22 protein-coding genes are annotated in these 19,920 nt (G+C 62.2%); 19 read left to right on the forward strand and 3 right to left on the reverse strand.

Going from position 1 to position 19,920, the window contains the following annotated elements; all coding sequences use genetic code 11:
* Positions 1–208 precede the first annotated feature (208 nt).
* Positions 209–2,227 carry a strawberry notch C-terminal domain-containing protein gene (locus EH199_RS00005; RefSeq protein WP_370449636.1) on the forward strand — a complete coding sequence of 673 codons (2,019 nt, stop codon included), beginning with the start codon at positions 209–211 and terminating at the stop codon, positions 2,225–2,227.
* A gap of 66 nt (positions 2,228–2,293) precedes the next feature.
* Here EH199_RS00005 and EH199_RS00010 read toward each other — a convergent pair whose 3' ends face one another.
* Positions 2,294–3,259 (reverse strand): MucR family transcriptional regulator, encoded by a 966-nt coding sequence (locus EH199_RS00010; protein ID WP_070156500.1) that lies wholly within the window; start codon positions 3,257–3,259, stop codon positions 2,294–2,296.
* Between the two features lie 164 nt (positions 3,260–3,423).
* Between EH199_RS00010 and EH199_RS00015 the strand changes: the two genes are divergently transcribed.
* From EH199_RS00015 to EH199_RS24905, 17 genes are all read left to right on the forward strand, one after another.
* Positions 3,424–3,927, forward strand: coding sequence for a hypothetical protein (locus tag EH199_RS00015; RefSeq protein WP_070156501.1), 504 nt, complete (start codon positions 3,424–3,426; stop codon positions 3,925–3,927).
* 115 nt (positions 3,928–4,042) lie between these two features.
* Positions 4,043–4,504, forward strand: a complete 462-nt coding sequence (locus tag EH199_RS00020; RefSeq protein WP_070156502.1) for a hypothetical protein — start codon at positions 4,043–4,045, stop codon at positions 4,502–4,504.
* Between the two features lie 68 nt (positions 4,505–4,572).
* A complete protein-coding gene (locus EH199_RS00025) occupies positions 4,573–5,277 on the forward strand; it encodes a hypothetical protein (RefSeq protein ID WP_070156503.1) in 705 nt (234 codons plus the stop codon).
* A 324-nt stretch (positions 5,278–5,601) separates the two neighbouring features.
* Positions 5,602–5,916 carry a hypothetical protein gene (locus EH199_RS00030; RefSeq protein ID WP_070156505.1) on the forward strand — a complete coding sequence of 105 codons (315 nt, stop codon included), beginning with the start codon at positions 5,602–5,604 and terminating at the stop codon, positions 5,914–5,916.
* Positions 5,917–5,927: 11 nt separating this feature from the next.
* Complete coding sequence (locus tag EH199_RS00035) at positions 5,928–6,941, forward strand: hypothetical protein (RefSeq protein WP_070156506.1); 1,014 nt, start codon at positions 5,928–5,930, stop codon at positions 6,939–6,941.
* Between the two features lie 100 nt (positions 6,942–7,041).
* Positions 7,042–8,238, forward strand: a complete 1,197-nt coding sequence (locus tag EH199_RS00040; RefSeq protein ID WP_070156507.1) for a DUF932 domain-containing protein — start codon at positions 7,042–7,044, stop codon at positions 8,236–8,238.
* Between the two features lie 10 nt (positions 8,239–8,248).
* Entirely contained in the window at positions 8,249–8,866 is a 618-nt protein-coding gene (locus tag EH199_RS00045) for a hypothetical protein (RefSeq protein WP_070156508.1), read from the forward strand.
* 102 nt (positions 8,867–8,968) lie between these two features.
* Complete coding sequence (locus EH199_RS00050) at positions 8,969–9,175, forward strand: hypothetical protein (protein ID WP_066044522.1); 207 nt, start codon at positions 8,969–8,971, stop codon at positions 9,173–9,175.
* Between the two features lie 73 nt (positions 9,176–9,248).
* A complete protein-coding gene (locus tag EH199_RS00055) occupies positions 9,249–10,121 on the forward strand; it encodes a hypothetical protein (protein ID WP_070156509.1) in 873 nt (290 codons plus the stop codon).
* A gap of 101 nt (positions 10,122–10,222) precedes the next feature.
* Positions 10,223–10,522 carry a hypothetical protein gene (locus EH199_RS00060; protein ID WP_070156510.1) on the forward strand — a complete coding sequence of 100 codons (300 nt, stop codon included), beginning with the start codon at positions 10,223–10,225 and terminating at the stop codon, positions 10,520–10,522.
* Positions 10,523–10,866: 344 nt separating this feature from the next.
* Complete coding sequence (locus tag EH199_RS00065) at positions 10,867–11,361, forward strand: hypothetical protein (RefSeq protein ID WP_070156512.1); 495 nt, start codon at positions 10,867–10,869, stop codon at positions 11,359–11,361.
* A 57-nt stretch (positions 11,362–11,418) separates the two neighbouring features.
* Positions 11,419–12,105 carry a hypothetical protein gene (locus EH199_RS00070; protein WP_070156513.1) on the forward strand — a complete coding sequence of 229 codons (687 nt, stop codon included), beginning with the start codon at positions 11,419–11,421 and terminating at the stop codon, positions 12,103–12,105.
* A gap of 11 nt (positions 12,106–12,116) precedes the next feature.
* Positions 12,117–12,629, forward strand: a complete 513-nt coding sequence (locus EH199_RS00075) for a hypothetical protein (protein WP_223806385.1) — start codon at positions 12,117–12,119, stop codon at positions 12,627–12,629.
* A 41-nt stretch (positions 12,630–12,670) separates the two neighbouring features.
* Positions 12,671–13,804: a phosphoadenosine phosphosulfate reductase family protein gene (locus tag EH199_RS00080; protein ID WP_070156514.1), complete on the forward strand. Its 1,134-nt coding sequence runs from the start codon at positions 12,671–12,673 to the stop codon at positions 13,802–13,804.
* A gap of 110 nt (positions 13,805–13,914) precedes the next feature.
* Positions 13,915–14,376, forward strand: coding sequence for a hypothetical protein (locus tag EH199_RS00085; RefSeq protein WP_070156515.1), 462 nt, complete (start codon positions 13,915–13,917; stop codon positions 14,374–14,376).
* Positions 14,377–14,393: 17 nt separating this feature from the next.
* The gene (locus EH199_RS00090; RefSeq protein ID WP_070156516.1) at positions 14,394–14,714 is read left to right on the forward strand and encodes a hypothetical protein; all 321 of its coding nucleotides are present in this window, start codon (positions 14,394–14,396) and stop codon (positions 14,712–14,714) included.
* 49 nt (positions 14,715–14,763) lie between these two features.
* Positions 14,764–14,892, forward strand: coding sequence for a hypothetical protein (locus EH199_RS24905; RefSeq protein WP_255420425.1), 129 nt, complete (start codon positions 14,764–14,766; stop codon positions 14,890–14,892).
* Here EH199_RS24905 and EH199_RS00095 read toward each other — a convergent pair.
* Entirely contained in the window at positions 14,860–17,106 is a 2,247-nt protein-coding gene (locus EH199_RS00095; RefSeq protein WP_190287031.1) for a tyrosine-type recombinase/integrase, read from the reverse strand. The genes EH199_RS24905 and EH199_RS00095 overlap by 33 nt on opposite strands.
* An 11-nt stretch (positions 17,107–17,117) precedes the next feature.
* The gene (locus EH199_RS00100) at positions 17,118–18,182 is read right to left on the reverse strand and encodes a tyrosine-type recombinase/integrase (RefSeq protein ID WP_070156517.1); all 1,065 of its coding nucleotides are present in this window, start codon (positions 18,180–18,182) and stop codon (positions 17,118–17,120) included.
* Between the two features lie 310 nt (positions 18,183–18,492).
* On the opposite strand from EH199_RS00100, the gene EH199_RS00105 reads away from it, so the two are divergent.
* Complete coding sequence (locus EH199_RS00105) at positions 18,493–19,878, forward strand: hypothetical protein (RefSeq protein WP_070156518.1); 1,386 nt, start codon at positions 18,493–18,495, stop codon at positions 19,876–19,878.
* Positions 19,879–19,920: the final 42 nt, after the last annotated feature.

The following is a 19,920-nucleotide window of genomic DNA, read 5'->3' on the forward strand; positions in this document are numbered from 1 at the left end:
TGCCTCCTCAGCTGGTCCAGGGACCGCCGAGGTTCGCAACCAATAAAATGCGCAGCAACTGCGCCCACTATCACGGGAATTCGGTGGCTACGCCGCGTTCCTGCGCATTACCGCGACCTCGCGATAAGCCGTGATTCATCGCAATGTCGACGCCGCATTGAAAGCCGCCAATATCGTTGATCGCGCCTCGGGCCGAACCCTGAACGCAATGGCTAAGGGATCTGCGCTGAGCCGGTTCGAAAGCTCCAAGCAGCGCTTCTGGTCGGCATTGCTGATCTCGATGAAGATGCCGACGGTCTTCAAGGCGATCGAAACCGAACTCTCGGCCGGCAACGTCGCGGTTGTTCAACTTGTCAGCACCGCCGAGGCTATCCTCGACAGGCGGCTGGCTGAAATCTCTCCGCAAGAACGCGCTCATCTCGATCTGGAACTCTCGCCCCGAGCGACCATGATCGACTACCTCAAGAACGCCTTCCCGACACAGCAGATGCATGTCTTCGCCACCAGCGACGGTTCGCTCCGATCAGAGCCGATGCGTGATGAAGCGGGCAATATGGTCGAATGCGCCGAAGCCTTGGCCACGCGCGATGCGCTGATCGAGGAACTCTGCGCCATGCCGCCGGTTCCGGCTGCTCTGGACGCGCTGCTCGCGCATTTCGGTACGAGCCAAGTCGCCGAGGTGACCGGCCGATCGCGTCGCATCGTCATCGGCAGCGACGGTTCCCAGAAGCTTGAACGGCGCGGCGCACGCGCCAATCTCTCCGAGACCCAGGCATTCATGGACGGGCTGAAACCCATTCTTGTCTTCTCCGACGCCGGTGGCACCGGTCGTTCCTATCATGCTGACCTGACCTGCAGGACGGCCGACAAGCGCCGCGTCCATTTCCTGCTGGAACCGGGCTGGCGGGCCGATGTCGCGATCCAGGGTCTGGGGCGCACCCATCGCACCAATCAGAGCATGCCGCCCGTGTTCCGGCCGGTGACGACCGACTGCAAGGGCGAGCGACGCTTCATCTCGACCATCGCGCGCCGTCTCGACAGTCTGGGCGCGCTGACACGCGGGCAGCGCCAGACGGGTGGCCAGAACCTGTTCGATCCTGCGGATAATCTGGAAAGCGACTACGCGCGAGAAGCCCTCACTCAATGGTATCATCTTCTCCATGGCAACAAGCTCTCGAGCGTGAACATGGAGCGCTTCCAGGGCATGACCGGCCTCAAGCTCACCGACGAGGACGGCACACTTCTGGAGAAACTGCCGCCGATCCAGCGCTGGCTCAACCGTATCCTCGCGCTCAGGATCGCGACCCAGAACGCGATCTTCGATGAATATATGGGCCTGATCCAGGCGCGCATTGATGCGGCGCGCGAGGCCGGCACATTCGACGTCGGGGTCGAGACCATCCGCGCCGAACAGATCATCACCCGATCCGAGCAGACGCTGCGCACCGATCCGGTGACCGGGGCCGAAACCAGGTTGCTGCGGCTCGAGCTTCATCTGCGCCCGCGCGTCATGCATTGGAAGCGGCTGATGCAGATCTGGGACGGCACGAGCGAAATCGCTTATCTCTGGAACAGCCGGTCCAAGCGCGTCGCTCTCAAGGTGCCGTCCTGGTCGATCACGGACGAGGAAGGGCGCATCGTGTCCATGTGCCAGCTTGTTCGTCCGACCGGTGGAACCCGCATGCAGGAAATCGCGATGTGGGCCAGCCTCTGGAAAGAGATCGACCGCGACAAATTTCAGCAACTCTGGGAAGCCGAAGCGAACGAGGCGGAAGCCAAGGTCGATATCGAAACCGTCAACGTCGCGACCGGGCTTCTCCTGCCGGTATGGCACCGACTTCCACAAGATGATGTCCGCGTCTGGCGGATCGACGATGGTCAGGGAACTTCGATCCTCGGGCGGCTCATCCCTGCGGCGGCGATGGCGGATCTGCAATCAGCGTTTGGTCTCGACGGCACGATCGCGCTAACCGCTGCCGAACTTGGCGCCGCCGCCCAGAAAGGCACGGGTATCGCAATCCCAGGCCTGGGTGGCGCGACAATGGCAACCGCGCTCGTCAACGGGTCACGTCGGCTCGAAATCCGCAATTACCGGCCGGAGGATCGCGAACGGCTTAAGGCGCACGGCGTGTTCAGCGAGGTCATTCAGTACAAGACCCGGCTGTTCATTCCACTCGACCGGTCGAACGAGGTCATCGAGGCGATCCTGGCGATGACGCGGACCTGACCCATCTGAAGTCTGATCGACACTTGAAAGGCGGTCCGGGAACTCTGCGCGCCCGGACCGCATCGATCAACTTGCCGCGAGCGGGGTTTCCGGCGTGGGCTCAGCCGCTGGAGCCGCTTCAGCGTCCGTCTTTTTCGCCCGAATACGCTTCGGCTTTGGTGCCGCATCCGCGCTCACGACAGGCGCCTTGACCGTAGAGCCCGTGGAGACCTTGCGCTTAGGCTTTTCTGTCGCGGGCTTCGGTGCCGCCTCTGCAGCCTTGACCGGCGGGTGACGCTCCTGAGCGGTCTCTGCTGGGAGCGTGTCGGCAACGGAAGACTCTGTTGCCTCGGCAACCAGGGAGGCAGGCTCGCCCGCGGCTACAGGCGCTGGAGAGGCCTTACGCTTAGGCTTCTTGGCCGCAGGCTTCGGTTCGGCCTCCACCGTCTTGGTTCGCGGGCGACGTGCCGGCGCGGCCTTTGCCGGGGGTGTCTCAGAAACAACAGGCTCGGTCGCCTCGGTAACTGGGGGTGAAGACACTTTCTCGGCAACAGGCGAAGGAGAGTTTTTACGTTTGCCGCCGAGGCCCAGCTTCAGTGCGACTTCCCTCCGGGCCGCCGAATATCCGCGCGCAACCAACGGATAGTCCGCCGGAAGGCCATAACGGCCGCGATATTCCGCAGGGGTCAGCCCGTGCGCTGACAGATGTCGTTTCAGGGCCTTGTAGGGCTTGCCATCAATCAGGCTCAATATGTGATCGGCCGAGGCCAGGCTTTCCTCAATGGAGACCATCGGCTTATATTCCGGCACGGGCACCGGCGTCGTCGGTGCAGCCGCTGACGTTTCGGGCGCCGCCACGGGCGTCTCCTGCGCAACATCTTCAGTCGCAGGAGCGGCGGCTGGTATCGCAACAGGCGCGCCGCCCAGGAGGGCCCGCCGTGTCCCCTCCACGAGCGCCGGCAATTCGCCACTCGGCACCGTGTTGTTCGCGAAATAGGCGCTGAGTAACGTCACGGTCAAAGACATGACGCCCGAATCTTCGGCTTCGGCCATGTAACATCCTTCTTCTTGCTGGAAACACAGGTCTTGAACCAGACGCTCTTGCGCAAGCGTAAACGAACTCGTGCCTTCATTCGGTGCTCAAGTCAAAGGGAGGGGAGGAGGGTGGATGTGGGTGGCGCGGCAATTGGGCTGCCCACTATGTTCATGGAGGCCCCATGGCCGACCACTTCATCCAGGGCTCATTCGCCTTCACCTGCTCGATCGCTGAAGTCGCGCTGATCGAAGAAGCATGGCAGCTTGCCGCCGATCTCATGGGGGATTTTAAGCCCGACCCCATCAGTGACGAATTGAAGGCAGTCTTTCCGCCGACCATTGGCGATAAACCGCTGAGCGGGTTTACCGCCATCTTCGATGACGCGAACTTTCCCGACTTCGGCGCCGACATTCGGGTCGCGAATTCCATCGAAGATCCGAAGACCTGCACGGTTACCATCTACAGCACGATCGATTTTCAGCCCTGGCCGATCGCCGGGGTGATCCAGCGTTGCTGCCAATCGTCGCTGGCGATTGCCCCGGTCGGGTTCGACTGGAGCTTCACCTGTACCAAACCCTATCTCGACAGTTTCGGCGGAGGGTGGTGCGCGGTTTTCCCGGACCGGATCGAAATGGAATTCACGCGGGAAGCGCTTTCAAAGGCGCTTGAGGGAGGCATTTCATGACCCACCGTGATCATTGGGAAGACGATCCCGACCATCCCATCGACGACTGGAAAACCGAGGTCGCTAACGACGATACCGTCTTGGCTATTGCGCATGGATCGACGCCCGGTCGGAAATGCTCGCCTCTGACGACAATCCTCGAACGACCAACGCCGCACCGCGTCGTGACGCCGTTCGAATTCGTGCAACCGATCGACTGGGCAACATCGCCTATATCCACCGTGAAGCGAACCGCCCGATGCGGTGCACACTCGCAAATGGCGTGTCCGCGGCGCTCTTCTACGCCGGCATCACAGTCGATGAAATGACGTGTCGCTTCGCGCTCGACGATTGCGAAACAGCCGACCAGGCGCTCGCGATCGTCAGGCGCTACGGGTCGCTCGATCATGGCTATTGCCACGCCGGACCGCCGCCGGGCTGGGATAGTTCAACGGCATCTCCAACAGCGCTTCATCTGCTCTCAAACCTGCTTGGCGCGATCGATCGCCTGGCGGCCACCACGCCCGAGGTCGCGGGCCAGATCGATGAGGTCGCCGTGAAGCGCGCCCGCGCCTTCATCGCGATGGAATTACCATAGGGGCCCCTGAGGCCTGACAACAGCCGGCCGCAGCACCGGCCGCCACAGCTTCAACACGGAGAAAAACCATGATCGACGTTTCGACGCCGGGCGCGTCCACGCGCCTGTACAGCCAGACCCCGTTCGATGAGCGGGGCAACTTCCATTATGAGGGCGACCTCTATCGAACCGGCGACAATCTCTCGACGCTCGCCGCGCGCATCGACGGTCATCTCAAGACCAAATTTCCCGACACGCGCTTCGCGATCAAGACCGAAAAATTCGCAGGCGGCCGCAAGATCATTGCCGAGATACTCGACACGCCAGCGGACCTTACCGGGCGTGACGCGCAGAACGACTTTTTTATCGCGGTGCGCGACCAGATGGAGCGCTTCGGCTATACGCGCTCCAACCTGCTCCAGGATTACCACACCTGCTCCTTCTACTGCGAGGCACGGGTCGGGCAGGCCTATTGGGCAGCATTGGCCGCGCGTCGGGGAGCAAAGAATCCCGTCGAAGCCAAAGTCTCCCTTGCCGCGTTCAAGAAGCAGGTCAGAGCCGGTGACAGCCTGAAGCTCGTCGATGCGCCAGCCGGACACCGTTCGCTCGGAACGACGAGAGCAATCACACAGGTTCGCTCAGGAGATCTCATTCTCGAGGGCCGCTCCTATCTGAGCTTTCCGCGCGCCTCCGCCTTCGCCTGCGACGGGAAGCTCGTGCGGATTTCGAACGGCTCGGAATATGATCCCGATTCACATCTGCTCTATGAGTGGCTGCGCCGGGACGCCGCCTGAGCCATGGCCTTCATCGTCAAGGGACCGGCGGTCTGCAACAAGCCAGGCTGCGGCAAATGCTGGGACGTCGATCCCGTATTGCTTGTCCCATGCCCGGATTGCCACGCGCCCGCAGGCGCTGGCTGCCGGCGCCCCAGCGGCCACAGCGGCCCGTTCGTCGAACTTCATGCCGCTCGCGACCTCCTCGCAGACCGCGAGGGCAAATATGGCCCATGCCCCCTCGGCATCTGCGGCCGTGCAGTCTGTGACCGTCAGTCGAGCCTGCCGCTGTTCGACTGAGCACAAGCCCACGTTTTGTCTCCTCCATTATCTTGAAAGCGAAAGATGCCCGACACTCTATTCCATCAATTTGCCGACAGCGAAGGTTGGAGCGAGGCCACACAAATCGGCCTTCTCCTGCGCTATATCGGCACGCAGGACGATCTGGCCACCTTCGCCGACTTTCTTGCCCACTGCCGCGACAGCGAACCGGGAGGCGTGACCGACCCGGCGGATCGCTTCATGTGGGAGGTCATCGAAAGGCTCGGCAATCCCGGCCTTGCCCTCAATGCGGCGTTCCAGTCCTTTTGCGCCAACGCCTTCGACCTGTTCACCCCACGCCAGGCCGCCGAACGCTGGTGCTGCTGGTCGATCGGATAGCGAGGTGCCCCATGACGATCGACATCATCGTCGGCCTTCCACACCTGGGCAATGGTACAATCCTCAAGCGCGCCGTCGACATGCGGGTGCCAACGCTGATTTCGGCCAACGCGCTCTCGCGCTGGAGCCGGCGCAAAGGTTGGCCGGAATGGCAGGGCTGGAACCTCGGACAACTCGACAATGCTCGCGGACTGGCCAGCCTCTCACTTGATTCCGCCGGGTTTGTCGCCATGGCACGCTATGGTGGTTTCCCCTGGTCGACCGGCGACTATCTCACGCTCGCGGCGAGTTATCCATTCCACTGGTTCGCCAGCATGGACTATTGTGTCGAGCCCGAAATCGCCTGCGACCGCGAGGAAGTGCTCGATCGGATATCGCGCACGATCCGCGCCAATTTCGATTGCCGGTCGGGCGCGCGCGATCTCGGCATCGAGCACCGCTTGATGCCGGTGATCCAGGGGCGGCGGCCCGAGGATTATGAGCGCTGCCTCGACGGCCTCGCACTCGACTATGGTCGTACGCCCCTGATCGGCGTGGGCAGCATGTGCCGCCGCCATGCCTCGGGTCCGGAGGGGCTGATCGCTGTCTTCGATCATCTTGACCGAATTCTGCCGAAGGGGGTCATGTTGCATGGCTTCGGAATCAAGGGCACCGCTCTCTCCCATCTGAAAGGGATCGAGCATCGGATCGCCTCGATCGACAGCCAGGCTTATGGCCAGGCCGCAAGGCACGATGCCTTCGCGCAAGGGATCCCGAAGACCGACACCCTTGTGGCGCAGCACATGCAGGCATGGACGGCCAGCCAGTTCGCGCGCCTTCGCGGGGCTCCGGTGCTCCGCCAGTCCGAATTATTCCTGCCACAGTCGGATCCAACCCCGGCCGACCCCTGGGAGCAGGCAATTGCTCAGGCGCGCGCTGAAATCCGTTCTCTCGTCGAGGACGGCGACATCGGCCACGAGGACGTGACGACGCTCTGGGTCGAGCAATGGGCGGCCGACATCTACCGGGACAGTATCGCACGCTAGCCCTGAACCGAGGCGCCACGCGCCGGGATGGGAGGGAAGGGGGTGGGGAAGGGTTGGCCGGTTCGAAACGGATCGGGCCGTTCCAACCAGGAGATGTCCCATGGCAACGCTTGCCCAGCATATCGACGCGCCCCAGGTCTCGGGCGCCTACAAGGTCGACATATCCCGCGGTCGCAATATCGGACGGGTCTCGTCCGAATGGTATTCGCGTCCCGACGACGAGAAATTCCTGTCCCTCGACGATCTCTATGAGAGCGTTCGACGCCGCGCTGACCGTGCGCGCACACGCATCGTCGAAAGCCGCGACGTCCGCGTCGAGGCGAGCATGGACAATGCCGAGCGCCTCAGCCTCATCGTTCCCGGCGAAGCCGAGCCGATCGCCCCCACCAACTGGTCGTTCGGTCAATTGTCGAGCCTCGTGGGCGCTCCCGCCTCCTATCTGCGCAACCTTCCCGCCGCGCTCGCCGGCATCAATCTCCAGCATGGCCTCCTTAGCCATCGCGGCGAGCAGGTGAAGCTTCTCAAGACCCATGAGGGTCGCGCTGAATTGCGGGCAGTTACCGGACCCGATTACGGCCGGATCTGGGACCATGAGCTGGTCGCGGCTGTCATGAAGATCGCGGGCAACGGCGTTTCCGATACGCGCTGGAAGGTTCCGGGCGTGCTCGACTGGCGCTCGATGCGCTATAACCCCTATGTCGACGTCACGCACGAGACGACGACCCTCTATGCGTCGGATCGCGACGTTTTCCTGTTCCTCGTCGACGACACGCATCCGATCGAGGCAGGGAAATTGCCGAATGGCGATCCCGATCTCTTCTTTCGCGGATTTTATTGCTGGAACTCAGAAGTCGGCTCCAAGACATTGGGAATTGCGACTTTTTATCTGCGCGCGGTTTGCATGAATCGTAATCTTTGGGGCGTCGAAAATTTCGAGGAGATCTCCATCCGCCACTCGAAATTCGCTGCCAACCGCTTCGCCCATGAAGCAGCGCCCGCACTCGAGACCTTCGCCGACTCCTCGGCCATGAGCTTCATCGAAGGCATCAAGACGGCACGCGGCCGTATCGTCGCACGGTCCGACGAGGATCGCGACTCCTTCCTGCGCAAGAACGGCTTCTCCAAGGCGGACACCGCGAAGATCATCCAGTCGGTGATCGCCGAAGAAGGCCATCCGCCCGCCAGCCTGTTCGATTTTGTCCAGGGCATCACCGCGCATGCACGCGCGAAGTCCAACCAGGACACGCGGCTCGAGATCGAGGGCAAGGCGCGCAAGCTCTTTGCCAAGGCGAACTGAGGAGGACGCCGTGCCGAGCTTCACGATCGAAAGCACCTACCGGCTGCCGATTTTCCGGCACCGGACCTATCAGGCGGCAACCGCCGAAGATGCCTGCCGGCTCGCCGTCCAGGACAACGACTGGGAAGGCCAGAAGGAGGACTATGAAAATAGCGGCGCCACTTACCTGACTGGTATCTGGCCCGGTGTGGATAGCGCCTATGCGGCCCCCTCGCTGGCGTTACCTCCCGGTTTCGCCGAAGGTGATAATCCGCCGCTGGCGAACGGGACGAAACCGGTCACGCCAACAGCGGCTCCGCTCATGCCGCGCTGTCGTCATTGCGGCAGCGCGGACATCTGCCGGGACGCGAACGCCATCTGGGACGAGACCACCCAGCAATGGTCGCTGCTCGCGACCTATGACAGCCAAACCTGCGAGCGATGCGGCGCGGACAGCAACAATCTCGCCCTCTGGGTCCCGGTCGCCGAGGCTGGCTCGGCCACGGCTTTCCTGTGGGAAGTGATCCAGGCGCTGGAAACCACGTCCCTTGCCTGGGAAGCCGAATTCCAGCGCTTCTGCACCGAGAGCCATGGCCAGCTGACCGCTGATGAAGCCGCCGCCCGATGGCGCAGCGCCGCAGGCGCCTGACCATCGAGTCCGGCCCAACGGGCCAACCTTCAACACCCGTCCACCCCGAGGCGGCTTCGACCCAGGTCGGAGCCGCCCTTTTCATATCGAAAGGATCCGATCATGCACGCATCCGCCCAGGTCGAAATGCAGACCTTCACCGTCACCGTTGAATTCTCCAGCGGTGGCGAACCCTACGCGACCGAGACCTATACGGTCGAAGCGACCGACTGGTATCGCGCCCAACGCGACGCGATCGAGATGTCGGTCTCCAGCCCCTACGACAATGCGCGCATCCCCGATCTCACGCGTCGCGTGATCGCGCAATAGGCAGCCCGGCTTACTCCCGCCGCCGATCGCGACGCAGCGGGAGGAGTCGCGACCGCAACCGGAGTTGCCGCTCATGATCATCACCAGAAGCCAACGCTGGCGCGATCGGCGCTGCCGCTGGGTGCCCGGCGCCACCGAGATCGATCCCCGGCGCTTCGCCGTCGATATAATCGATACCGTCAAACAGGCAGCACCTTTCGTACGCCAGCATCACTATGCCGCCTCGATGCCTGTCACGCGCCTGTCGGTCGGTCTCTTCCGAAACGGCGCCGGTGGGCAATCCGACCTGGTCGGCGTTTGCGTCTTCGCCCACCCGGTCAACAATGCCAGCGTCCCGAAATCAGCAGGTCTCCCCGATCCGCGCAGCGCCTGCGACCTCGGGCGCCTCGTGCTGCTCGATGACACAGGCGGTAACGCCGAAACCTGGATGCTCTCGCGCGCCTTCAAACTGCTGCGTCGCGAGAAACCGGAGATCGTGTCGGTCATCTCCTATGCCGATCCGATCCGTCGCACCGACGAACAAGGTCAGGTGTTCATGCCCGGCCATGTCGGCACGCTCTATTGCGTGATGGGCAGCCGCTATACCGGACGCTCGTCAGCGCGCATCGATCTCATACTGCCCAACGGCCAGCCGATTTCGAGCCGGGCGATCTCCAAGATCCGCAACGACGAATGCGGTCAGCGCTATGCAGCCGAACAGCTGGTGGCCGCCGGTGCTCGGGCCCGTCGTTCGGGCGAAGATGCCGCCCACTGGCTCGCCGATCTTGAACGTGTCGGTTTTCTGCGCCGCCGGAAGCACCCGGGCAACCACACCTATTTATTTCCTTTGACGAACGCCGCCCGGATCGCCGCCCGCAAGGTGCCAAGCCTGCCTTACCCCGTGCTCGATCGCGCGGCGACCGGGGGTGACGTCACCGTACTGCCGTTATTGGCTCATGCCGCTTGACCGTAATGATATAAAGGACGTGATCCGTCTGGCGGCGCAATGCGCGACTATTATGATTTTCCGACCGCTTAAATGATAAAGCGCCGACGAAGGAGAACCAAATGCCGTTCCGTGAAGGTCATATTTATCCGCTCAGGAATCCAGAACGGTTTATTGCGGCATTGGGCGAGATCATTTGCCATCGCCGGACGCCCCTTCTCGGCATGGCCCTTGAGCTACCACCCAGCGCATTCAATCACGCGCTTCTCGCATATTATGGACCAATCCCGGCGGATGCAGTCACGCACGACGCCTTCATCACGACCGATCAAGGCGAGGTGCACCCGAATATGGATAAGCCGATTTCCATTCGTCTCGATGATGTCGTGCTGGAGGAAGGCCGGCTCCTTCGTCGCGACTGATCTAACGTCCCTTCATCCGTGATTTCCGCACGCTGATGACGATAATATCGTCGGAACAGCCGGGTTGCGCTTCCGACATGCTGTCGCCCGTTAACGGCCGTAACATGACGGCTTCCGGAACGGACCAAACCATTTCTATCTGTTCCCACTCACCAATTCGGCGCGGATCGCGCCGCCGGCGGTACCTAGCCTGCCTTATTCCATTCTCGATCGCGCCACGCCCGCCGGAGACGTGACGGCGCTCCCGCTGCTCGCCCACACAGCCTGACGCACGCGTATCCAGCCGGAGGGAAGGGGGCAGGGATGGGTGCCGGTCAGGGATCGGCGCAACGGAGAACCCCACCATGCCCGACCATGACGCCCGCGCCCTCCTTGTCGAGGCGCTCGATTTCTTCAACGACCATCCCCGCTTCAGCCTGCGACGCGACCGGCGTCGGACGAGCTACGAGCTTGCCGCGCGGATCGACGCTTTCCTTGCGCCGGACACGGCCGTTTACCCCATCGTGGCTGCCGCCCGCGAACGCTGGGCTACTGCCCATATGTTGCGCATCGACCCCGACGAGCAAACGGTCCAGCGTGATGGCGACGGCTATTGGGTGCGGGCATGGGTGCGCGTTGATGCAGCCGGTCTGGACGAAGCCGGTGCCGCGCAGATCGACCGATACGCCAGCGCGTTTACCGCACTGCCAGAGATCACCCGCCAGGTTTTCATGGCCGATCTACTAGGCGACGAAGATTTTACCGCGATCGCGGCGCGCCTCGGCATCACCACGCACGAGGTCGAGCAGCATATCGCCGACGCGCTCGTCGCCATCAGCCGGGCGCTCGACCGGCGCTGATGACACGCTCCGGTCGGACGCCCCGCCGCGCACTCGACACATCCCAAGGAAAGAATCATGACCCAGACGACAAGGCACGATTTTGCGCGCCTGCTGGCCCGCGCTCGCACTGCGATCGCCGACGCAAACCCGGCAGGACATATCCTGTGCGACGAATTGGCACAGGCCGAACGGCTCGTGGAAAACCACGTAGTTCCCTGGTCGGCGGATATCCACGTCGCGTTCATCGACCATCGTCATGGAGGCGATCTCTATGCCGCCTTCACCCGCGAGGCGTTAATGGCAGAGGTCGCCTCATTCTGCCGAGAATGGTGGTCGGAGATACGCGACACGCGCGATCCCGCGACGCTCCCTGATGAAGACGCAGGGTCGATCTACTTCGACGCGCACGAAGAAGAATATCTCTGGACCGAGCGCATCTCGGTCGACGCGCCGCCGATCGGCTCGCCGAAGGCATTACGCGTCGGTCGCCATCTCGTGATCAGCACCAGCCATATCCGTCCCGCCACCGCCGACCTTCTCGACCAATGGGCGCCGATGGTCCCGGAATCGCGCCCGCTTGGTGTCGCCGAGGCCGGCTATGGCTGGTTCGTCCTCACCGATCCGCTCGACGGCCTGGAACGGGAGATGGTCCCAAACGAGCTTTGGGCCGCCATCGAATTCGCGCGCGCGCAGGGCTGCCGCTGGCTTCTTCTCGACCGCGACGCGGATTGCATCGACGGTCTTGAGACCTTCGAGTGGTGAGGGCCCCTGCGATGACCTGCCGCTCCTCCAGGGCCGAGGTTCGCAATCCGGTCCTCGGCCTTCCCGCCGCACGCCTCCTCCAGGCTATGCCAGCCGATACCCGCACCTTGCTCGCAGTGCTGCTGCTCGACCTTGCCGCCGACGCGCGCCACCGTTCGCGATCGAGCTGGGAGAGCCGCAAGGTGTTTGTCGCTGCCTACTGGGCTACCGTTGCCGTCTATGCCGGACATGTCGCCCGGGTCCTCGGCGGGATCCGGCAACGGGGTGCTTCGCGCAAACCCTTTCGCATCGCCCAAAAAGGCTATGCCGAGCTTGCCGCAGCGAGCTGGAAGGAAGCCTCCGACCTCTATTGCGAGCGCCGCGACCGATTGGGTCTGGGCGCCAGCATGTACCCCGAGGCGCTGCTGTTGGTGGCCGAAACGCCTGTGGGGCGAATCAGCTATAACGGCCGGATCTGGATGCCCGGCGACTGGGAGCCCGGCACGGAGCCCCTCTACGACAACAGGTTGCCTGCCGGACACTGACTGGCGCGCAGTCGCGCCGATCCACCGTGAGGAGACACCGCATGGGCGCAGCTCTTGCGCGCGGCTTGCTTGCCGCGCCTGATGATCCTTTGCCTGCGATCGACGATAGGGTCATAGCCGCCGCGCGGCGCGGAGCCTGGTTCGCCTTCAATCTCTCGGGCGGCAAGGATTCCACCGCCTCGGCCCATGCCGGACTCGCGCTGCTCAACGCCCTGGGCCATCCGCGTGATCGCCGGATCGCGATTCACGCTGACCTCGGCCGGGCGGAATGGCGCTCGACCCCGGCGATGGTCGCAGCAATCGCCGACAGGCTTGGGCTGCCCTTGCTGGTGGTCAGCCGATCGGCAGGCGACATGGTGAGCCGCTGGGAGCAACGCTTCCTGTCGGGCAAGCGCCGCTACGAGGCGCTCGAAACCTACAATCTCATCGGACCCTGGTCCTCGGCATCGCTGCGCTTCTGCACGTCCGAGCTGAAAGTCCAGGTGATCGGCCCTGACCTCGCACGCCGCTATCGGGGCGAAACCATCGTTTCGGTCATCGGCCTGCGCCGCGATGAAAGCCCGAGCCGTCGTGCCACGCCGGTCTCCCGTGCCGACGAACGCTTCGCAAAGCCGGGCAACGCCGCCGGCACGCGCATGCTCAGCTGGCATCCGGCCGTCGACTGGAGTGCCAACGATGTGTTCGGCATTCATAAGCGCCACGGGCTGCCGTTGCACGAAGCCTATGTCCAATACCGGACAACCCGGCTGTCCTGTGCTTTCTGCGTGCTTGCATCGGCGCACGACCTAGCTGCCTCCGCTGCCGCCCCTGGCAACTTCGATCTCTACCGCCATCTGGTGGCGATCGAGGCGGACTCGACCTTCTCCTTTCAGCCTCAACGATGGCTCGCCGATGTTTCGCCTCGATGGCTGTCGGCCGCACGTCTTCACGAGGTCGCGCGTGCCAAACTGCGAGCCCAGGAACGCAGGGCGCTCGAAGCGGCCATGCCCCCGCAGTTGCGCTATGTGAAGGGCTGGCCACCCCGCATGCCGAGCATGGCCGAGGCCTCGCTGATCGCGAAGGCCCGCGCGCCGATCCTGGCCCATCACGGCCTTCCTGACCATTTCCCTGACGCTGCCGCGGTCCAGGCCCGGTTCGCAGACCTCCTCGCCGTGAAGTCCGAACGGTCCCGCTAACGAGCCGGAGGGGAGGACTTTTTTTGAAGGGGCGTCGGGCGAATTTCGCTCGGCGATCTCCCTGCTGCCGAACGCGCAGCCCCAAGCCTCCACCATCAAAGGAACAACCAATGGACGTCATCGTCTCTCGGTCCCGCACCCCGGGCACCGCCTCGACCTACCACTATCGCGCCCTCGTGCCGCTCACCGAGGTCGCGGCCCGGCGGCGCCCGCGCTGCGTCGTCATCCAGGCCCAGATCGGCAATGGCCGGGTGCCCTCGACCCGCATCGCCGACGTCGTAGCGCCCGCTACCTGGTATGAACGTGAGTTGGCCACGCCCCTGGGCCTTGCCGCGCGGCTCAACCTGGTCGCGCGGCGAATCGAGGCGCTCATCATCCACACCGTCTTTCCCGAGATGACCGCTCGGTTGCCCCCCCTGATGCTCGCCCTGGACTTCGATCCCGGCGAGGCCAGCTACCGCGTCGCCGTCGCCGATCTGAACGCAGCCTTCGACCGGTTCGCGCCCGGCATCGACACGCTGATGGCAGCCGATCTCGGACTCTACCAGGGCTGCGACCTGCGCGCCGCCTGACATTGAAAGGACCCGTCATGGCTCAATATTCCCAAGCCAGTCTCGAGACCGCCGCCTGCCTCTGGGAGGCAGTTCTGACCTTACGCACCAGGCCGATCACCGATCCCGATGCGATCGGCTTGGCTCCCGCGATCGGCAAGTCGTTCGATGCGCTAGGAACCGCGGCGCTGCGACTAACGGTGATTGGCTGGGCCGATGCCGTCGAGGCTGCCTGGCGCGAGGTCCAGAACGATTATCCACTCTGCTTCGACTGGGATTTCGTTCCCGACTGGATCATCGACCACATCGACTGGACCGATCCGTTCCATCCCGCCGTGATCCAAAGGGGAGGGGGATGAGGGCTCATGTGGCGGGGAATTGGTCTCCGCCAGACAGGAGTCGCATCCCATGTCCTTTCCCGCCATCATCCGGCCCGAGGTCGGCCAGTCGCTCATCACCAAGGTCTCGCGCCTGTTCAACGGCACGCTCGGCGACGTGCTTCAGTTATGTGGAATTACGAGTCACGCGTTTTCTTGAGGTTTTCTGGGCCTTTTGCCGCAGCTCGGCCGGGGTCGGACCGGACGGGGTAGGTTCATCATCGAGACGCGCCCGCAAACGATCGATAGCAATGCGATCGCCATCGGCGGCTTGTTGCTCTTCGGCAGTGACAGGGATTGCCTTCAGGAAGTGATCGACGTTGTCCTTTGCTTCCAGGAGCTGTCCTCGCGACGATGCTTTTGGAATGTAGAAGTCGCATCGCGCGCATGCCATCCGATGCGGGCACCTGTCGAAGAACTCGAAGCTGCACCAACCATGTCCGAGATCATAGTGAAGCCAGGGGACACCCTCCTGCGGATTTTTCATTTGATCGCGGTCGATCAAAACTTTGACCACGCGAGCGTTGCGCTCGAAATACCCTGCGTCGGTATACGCCTTGGCCAGCTTCGTCGGCGTGATCTTCACGTAATGCTGCGTCGAATGCGGCGACCTATGGCCAAGCCACTCCTGAAGTTCCGAGAGCGTCATCGGTTCTTCACTGTTGAACAGCTGGCTGGCAATGGTGGCCCGTGCGCGATGACTGGTGAGTTTGCCCCGAACATCATGATCGGGGATGCCGGCCTTTCTACATAGAATTGGAATCAGTCGGACATTTATGAAGCCGTTGGCCATCGGGATGGCTCGAAATTGGAACAGGAATTGGACAAGGTCGCCAGTTTTAGGATCAGGGTATGCCGGTTGGACCGGACGTATGGCCTGCCATGCTTCAATCGCCTCGCCGACAGCCGGGTCAACAGGCTTGGTATAGCAATTTCCGGTTTTGTGATCGGGAACGTCCAACAAACAGATCGGCGGGCCCTTGCCGGAATCCATGGGCTGCCAGCGGATGCAACCAAGCCGCAACCGACGGATTTCGTTGTTTCTCAGCGCTGCGAACAGCCACACGACCGCTATCGCGCGTATATATTCCACGTCGAAAAGCAGGCCGCTGCTGTTAGCGCGAGGAACATCGGACTTCTCGAGATTGAGGCCGGCCCAAAGCAGACGCGCCCACAGATCATCGGCAATCACTCGGGGCTTGGGGCCGAGTTTAGCGCGGATACTTTGCGGTATCGCAAAACTGCGGCCCGGATCGAAGGAGCGTTCAATCCAACCCCATTCCTGACAATCATAGAAAAAGCCACGGACCTGGCAAATCAAGCCTGCGATCGTGCTTGCTTTCACCGCTTCACCCGCCCGCGGGTGCGGCGCTGCCGGTGCCACATATTGACCGACGCGCAATTTGGCCATCGCTGATACGAATTCTGCCGCAACTGTGCGCGTCCATTGTGCGGGCGATACGATCTCAGGATGATGGGCAGCCAGCCAGCGCCCAACCTTATAGAGTGTGGTTCGATGACCTCGACGGGTTTCGATAGTTGTCGTTTGCGTCCAGCGTTCAATCCAACCGCACCATTCGTCTGCCACACCGATGTGTATGCTTTCTATTTGTTTCGTTCTCGGCGGCGCACGCTCGAGCGGCTGTTCAAGGATGCCTTGATTGGCCAAGACTTTAGAAATCGCGTAATAATAGCGCCGCTCCACGTTTGATCCCTCGGCGCGATAAAATTCCAGAATCTCCGGATTCAAATCTTCGAGGCGCGGGCTTCGATTCACGAGCAGAACCGATGACACGAACAACTTCATGTATTTCGGATCGATACGATAGCCCCACCGGACGAGAGGCGTCGTAAGCCGCTCGATCGCAGATGCCACCGACGCGCTACCAAAAATTCGGTTAGCCAACGATTTCCTGTGTGTTGAGGCCAACGTCGAATAGCTGGTGAACCAGTTGTGGAGATAGGCGATCGCTGCGATGTCCACACGGACGCCAGTAGCTACCTTCCTCTTATTTCTGTCGAAGAAATCGTGCGTTGTGCGGCCGAGCACTTTTGCCCAATGCTGTTCCTTCCAGCCCCAATATGTACGATTCAACAAGAGGCACTCTCTCAGGAGCACCATCATTGCATCGTTTGGGGCCGCCGCCTCCGATCCAATGATAGCGAGCGCGTCTTCGATTGGTTTCATCAGACGTAGGAGCTGCTCCCGCTCCTGCGTGCGATATTCAAAGCGGCTCCATTGGCCCAGCACGCGCTTTTTCAGCCACGCTTGAATGGCTGAACGCTCTCCCACGGTGAGCTTCGGCGATCGATCATATTCGGCCGTTGCGAGTGGATTCGGCCAATGCCGCGTAGCGGGCTCGGGATCGTCCATTGTCTGCGGATTCATTGGCCGCGCTCCGGGCTGCTTTCGACCAACATGCGCGTTCGCCATGCGTGGATCTGCTCCATGGAGCCGGCCAGTTTTCTGGAGAGATCCCTGCCAGAGAGGTGGATATACTGCTGTGTGGATGCGAGGTTCCGGTGTCCGGCGAGCTGGGCGATCTCATGTATGTCCCAACCTACGCGAGCCAGATCGGTCAGACAAAGATGGCGCAATGTGTGGGTCGAAAACTTATCGAGGTCGGCCGCGACCGCGATGCGCCTGATCACCTTTGACCAGGTCCACAGCGTGATGGGCTTTCCGTAATTTCGACGCGATTCAGAAAGGAAGAGCCTGCCGCGATCACGGCCCACCCGACGTCGATGCTCAAGATAGGCGGAAAACAAAACACCGGCGGTTTCCGAGTAGGGAACAATACGGTCTCTGTTGCTCTTGCTGGTTTCGCCCCGGATCAGGATCAGACGATGTGCCGGATCGATGTCGCGCGTCTCAATGGCGCAAAGTTCCTCGCGTCGCAGCGCGGCATCATATGCGATCGCCAGCATGCATCGATTACGGATAGGTTCACCTTTGGCGCACAGGAGAAACCGCTGCCATTCTTCATCCGAAGGGATCCACGGTAAACGCTTGTGCCGCCGGATCAGACCGCGGTCGCGCTTTGAACTGAACGGCCTGTTCGGGACAAACCGGCCACGTCCAACCGGATTGTTCGTACGGATGCCCTCTTCAACGAGGTAGTCGAAGAACAGACGAATGGCTGTAAGCCGCTGTTGCAGCGTGGCGCTGGAAAGGCCGGATGTAGATTGCGTTGCGTCCTGTACCGACATCCTGGCGCCGGGAAGCATCCGCAGATGACCCACGTAGTTGGCAATGTCGGGCCGGGTTGCAGAGATCGCCGCAACCTCGTTGTCCTCGCACCATCGTAGGAACTGCTCGAGACCGCGGCCATAGGCCTCCACGGTATTGAAAGCCAACCCGAGCATGTGCTGAATATCGAGCCACTCTTTCCCCTGGGGATGCCCGAAGGAAAGCGGAAAAAGTTGCCATCGGATATTCACAGCGGTCATGTGAGTACCCCGTCCGGTCCGACCCCGGCCGAGCTGCGGCAAAAGGCCCAGAAAACCTCAAGAAAACGCGTGACTCGTAGGTCTTAGCTTCTCACGCCAAGCCACGAATTCCAAATAACATAACGAACTTTTCCAGAATAGCCGTCGCGCCGGTGCCCGCGCGATCCATGTCGCGGTTTACAATCTCCCAGCCGGCACCGCACTGTCCATCTACGATGACGGCTCCGGGATCGACGATCCGGCCAACCTCCTGAGCCTCGGCGATTCGGGCTGGCAGGAGGATATTCGGACGCGCGAGGATCCCGCCGGCATGGGGGTATTCAGCCTCGCCGGCCGGGATGTGGTTGTCCGCTCATGGTCGAAGGCGGCGGGACGGGGTTGGGCGGTCCATATCCCGGCTGACGGCTGGGAAGGGGGTGTGCCGCTCGCGATCCAGTCGTGCGGGATCGTGCACGGCACCGAGATCCAGATCATGCTGCCGCCCGCCTGGGATGAGCAGCTTGGGTCGGCGCTGCGCCTCGCGGCCCAATATTTCCCGCTCCCCGTTCATTTCGAGGGCGCGCAGCTTCCGCGCGAGGACTTTCTGGCCGGCGCCGACCAGATCGAGGAATGGGAAGGCTGTCGTATCGGCATCTTCCATGACGGTACCATGGAGGCAGTCCATACCCCCCGGATCAATTTCCACGGCGTGACGGTCGCTTCCAGACTTCCCGCCCTGAGCGAAATCGAAAAGCCTCTTAACTGGCGAGTGCGGGTCGATATCGTCGATGCGCCGGCGCTCCAGCTCGTGCTCCCCGCGCGCAAGGAAATGGTCGAGAACGACGCGCTGTGCCGGCTCAGGGAAGCGGCCGAAATCGCGCTTTACCGCGCCATCTGCCGCGAGAAATCTCATCGGCTCTCCTACGAGGCCTGGGCGCGTGCCCGCGACCTTGGGATTGCTCTTCCCGAAGCCGACCGCTGGCTCAATGCCTGGACGCCGAACATTGCCGACACGTCCAACCGATACCAGGGCGCGGCCATTCGATCGGGCCCTATGATCATCATGTCCGACCACGAACCCGACATCGAGCAAGCGCTTGCCCGCGCACTTGCGAACGAAACACCGCTCGGTGGTCCCCTGGTTCACGAGAACCGCGATTTCGAGGACTATCGCTGGTATGACGAATTGCCGCGTCTCCTGTCCTGCAGTTTCACCGTGCAGCGCGATGGCGTCCTTCATCGCTATGCCGACGATATCGCCCTGCCCGAAGAATTTGAGTCCGGACCGGTCGAGAATATCTCCGCCGAAATCCTTCTGCGGTCCGGCGGCCCGTCGCCGGCAGAACCAACCATCTACCGCGTGCCCACGGACATGCTGGTCTGCAACAATGCCTGCTGGACGCTCGACGAGGCGACCATCCTCTTTGACGGCAAGGCCAATGTGCAGCCGCACGCGCTTGCCGACCTGATGCACGCCAGTTTGTTCTGCTATTCTGACGATTGCGGGCACGATAGCTGGGATACGCAATCGCTCGCGTTCGAGCATGAAGCGCGAAATCTCGCCAACCTGTTGCTGCTGGGTGAGGACGAGGCGCTTCTCGCCCAATTGCGCGACGCGGTCTTCGAGCACGTTCAGTGGCTCATTCCCGACAACCGCAGCCTGACCATCTCCGGCGACAGGACGACGATCTCGCTTTCGCTGGATCAAGCGGCCTGAGCCCGTCGCTCCAGCCGTAACCAAACCATCTCGAAGGAGATC

Origin of the sequence: Novosphingobium sp. LASN5T, assembly GCF_003856955.1 — a bacterium.
In the GTDB taxonomy this organism is placed as follows: Bacteria; Pseudomonadota; Alphaproteobacteria; order Sphingomonadales; family Sphingomonadaceae; genus Novosphingobium.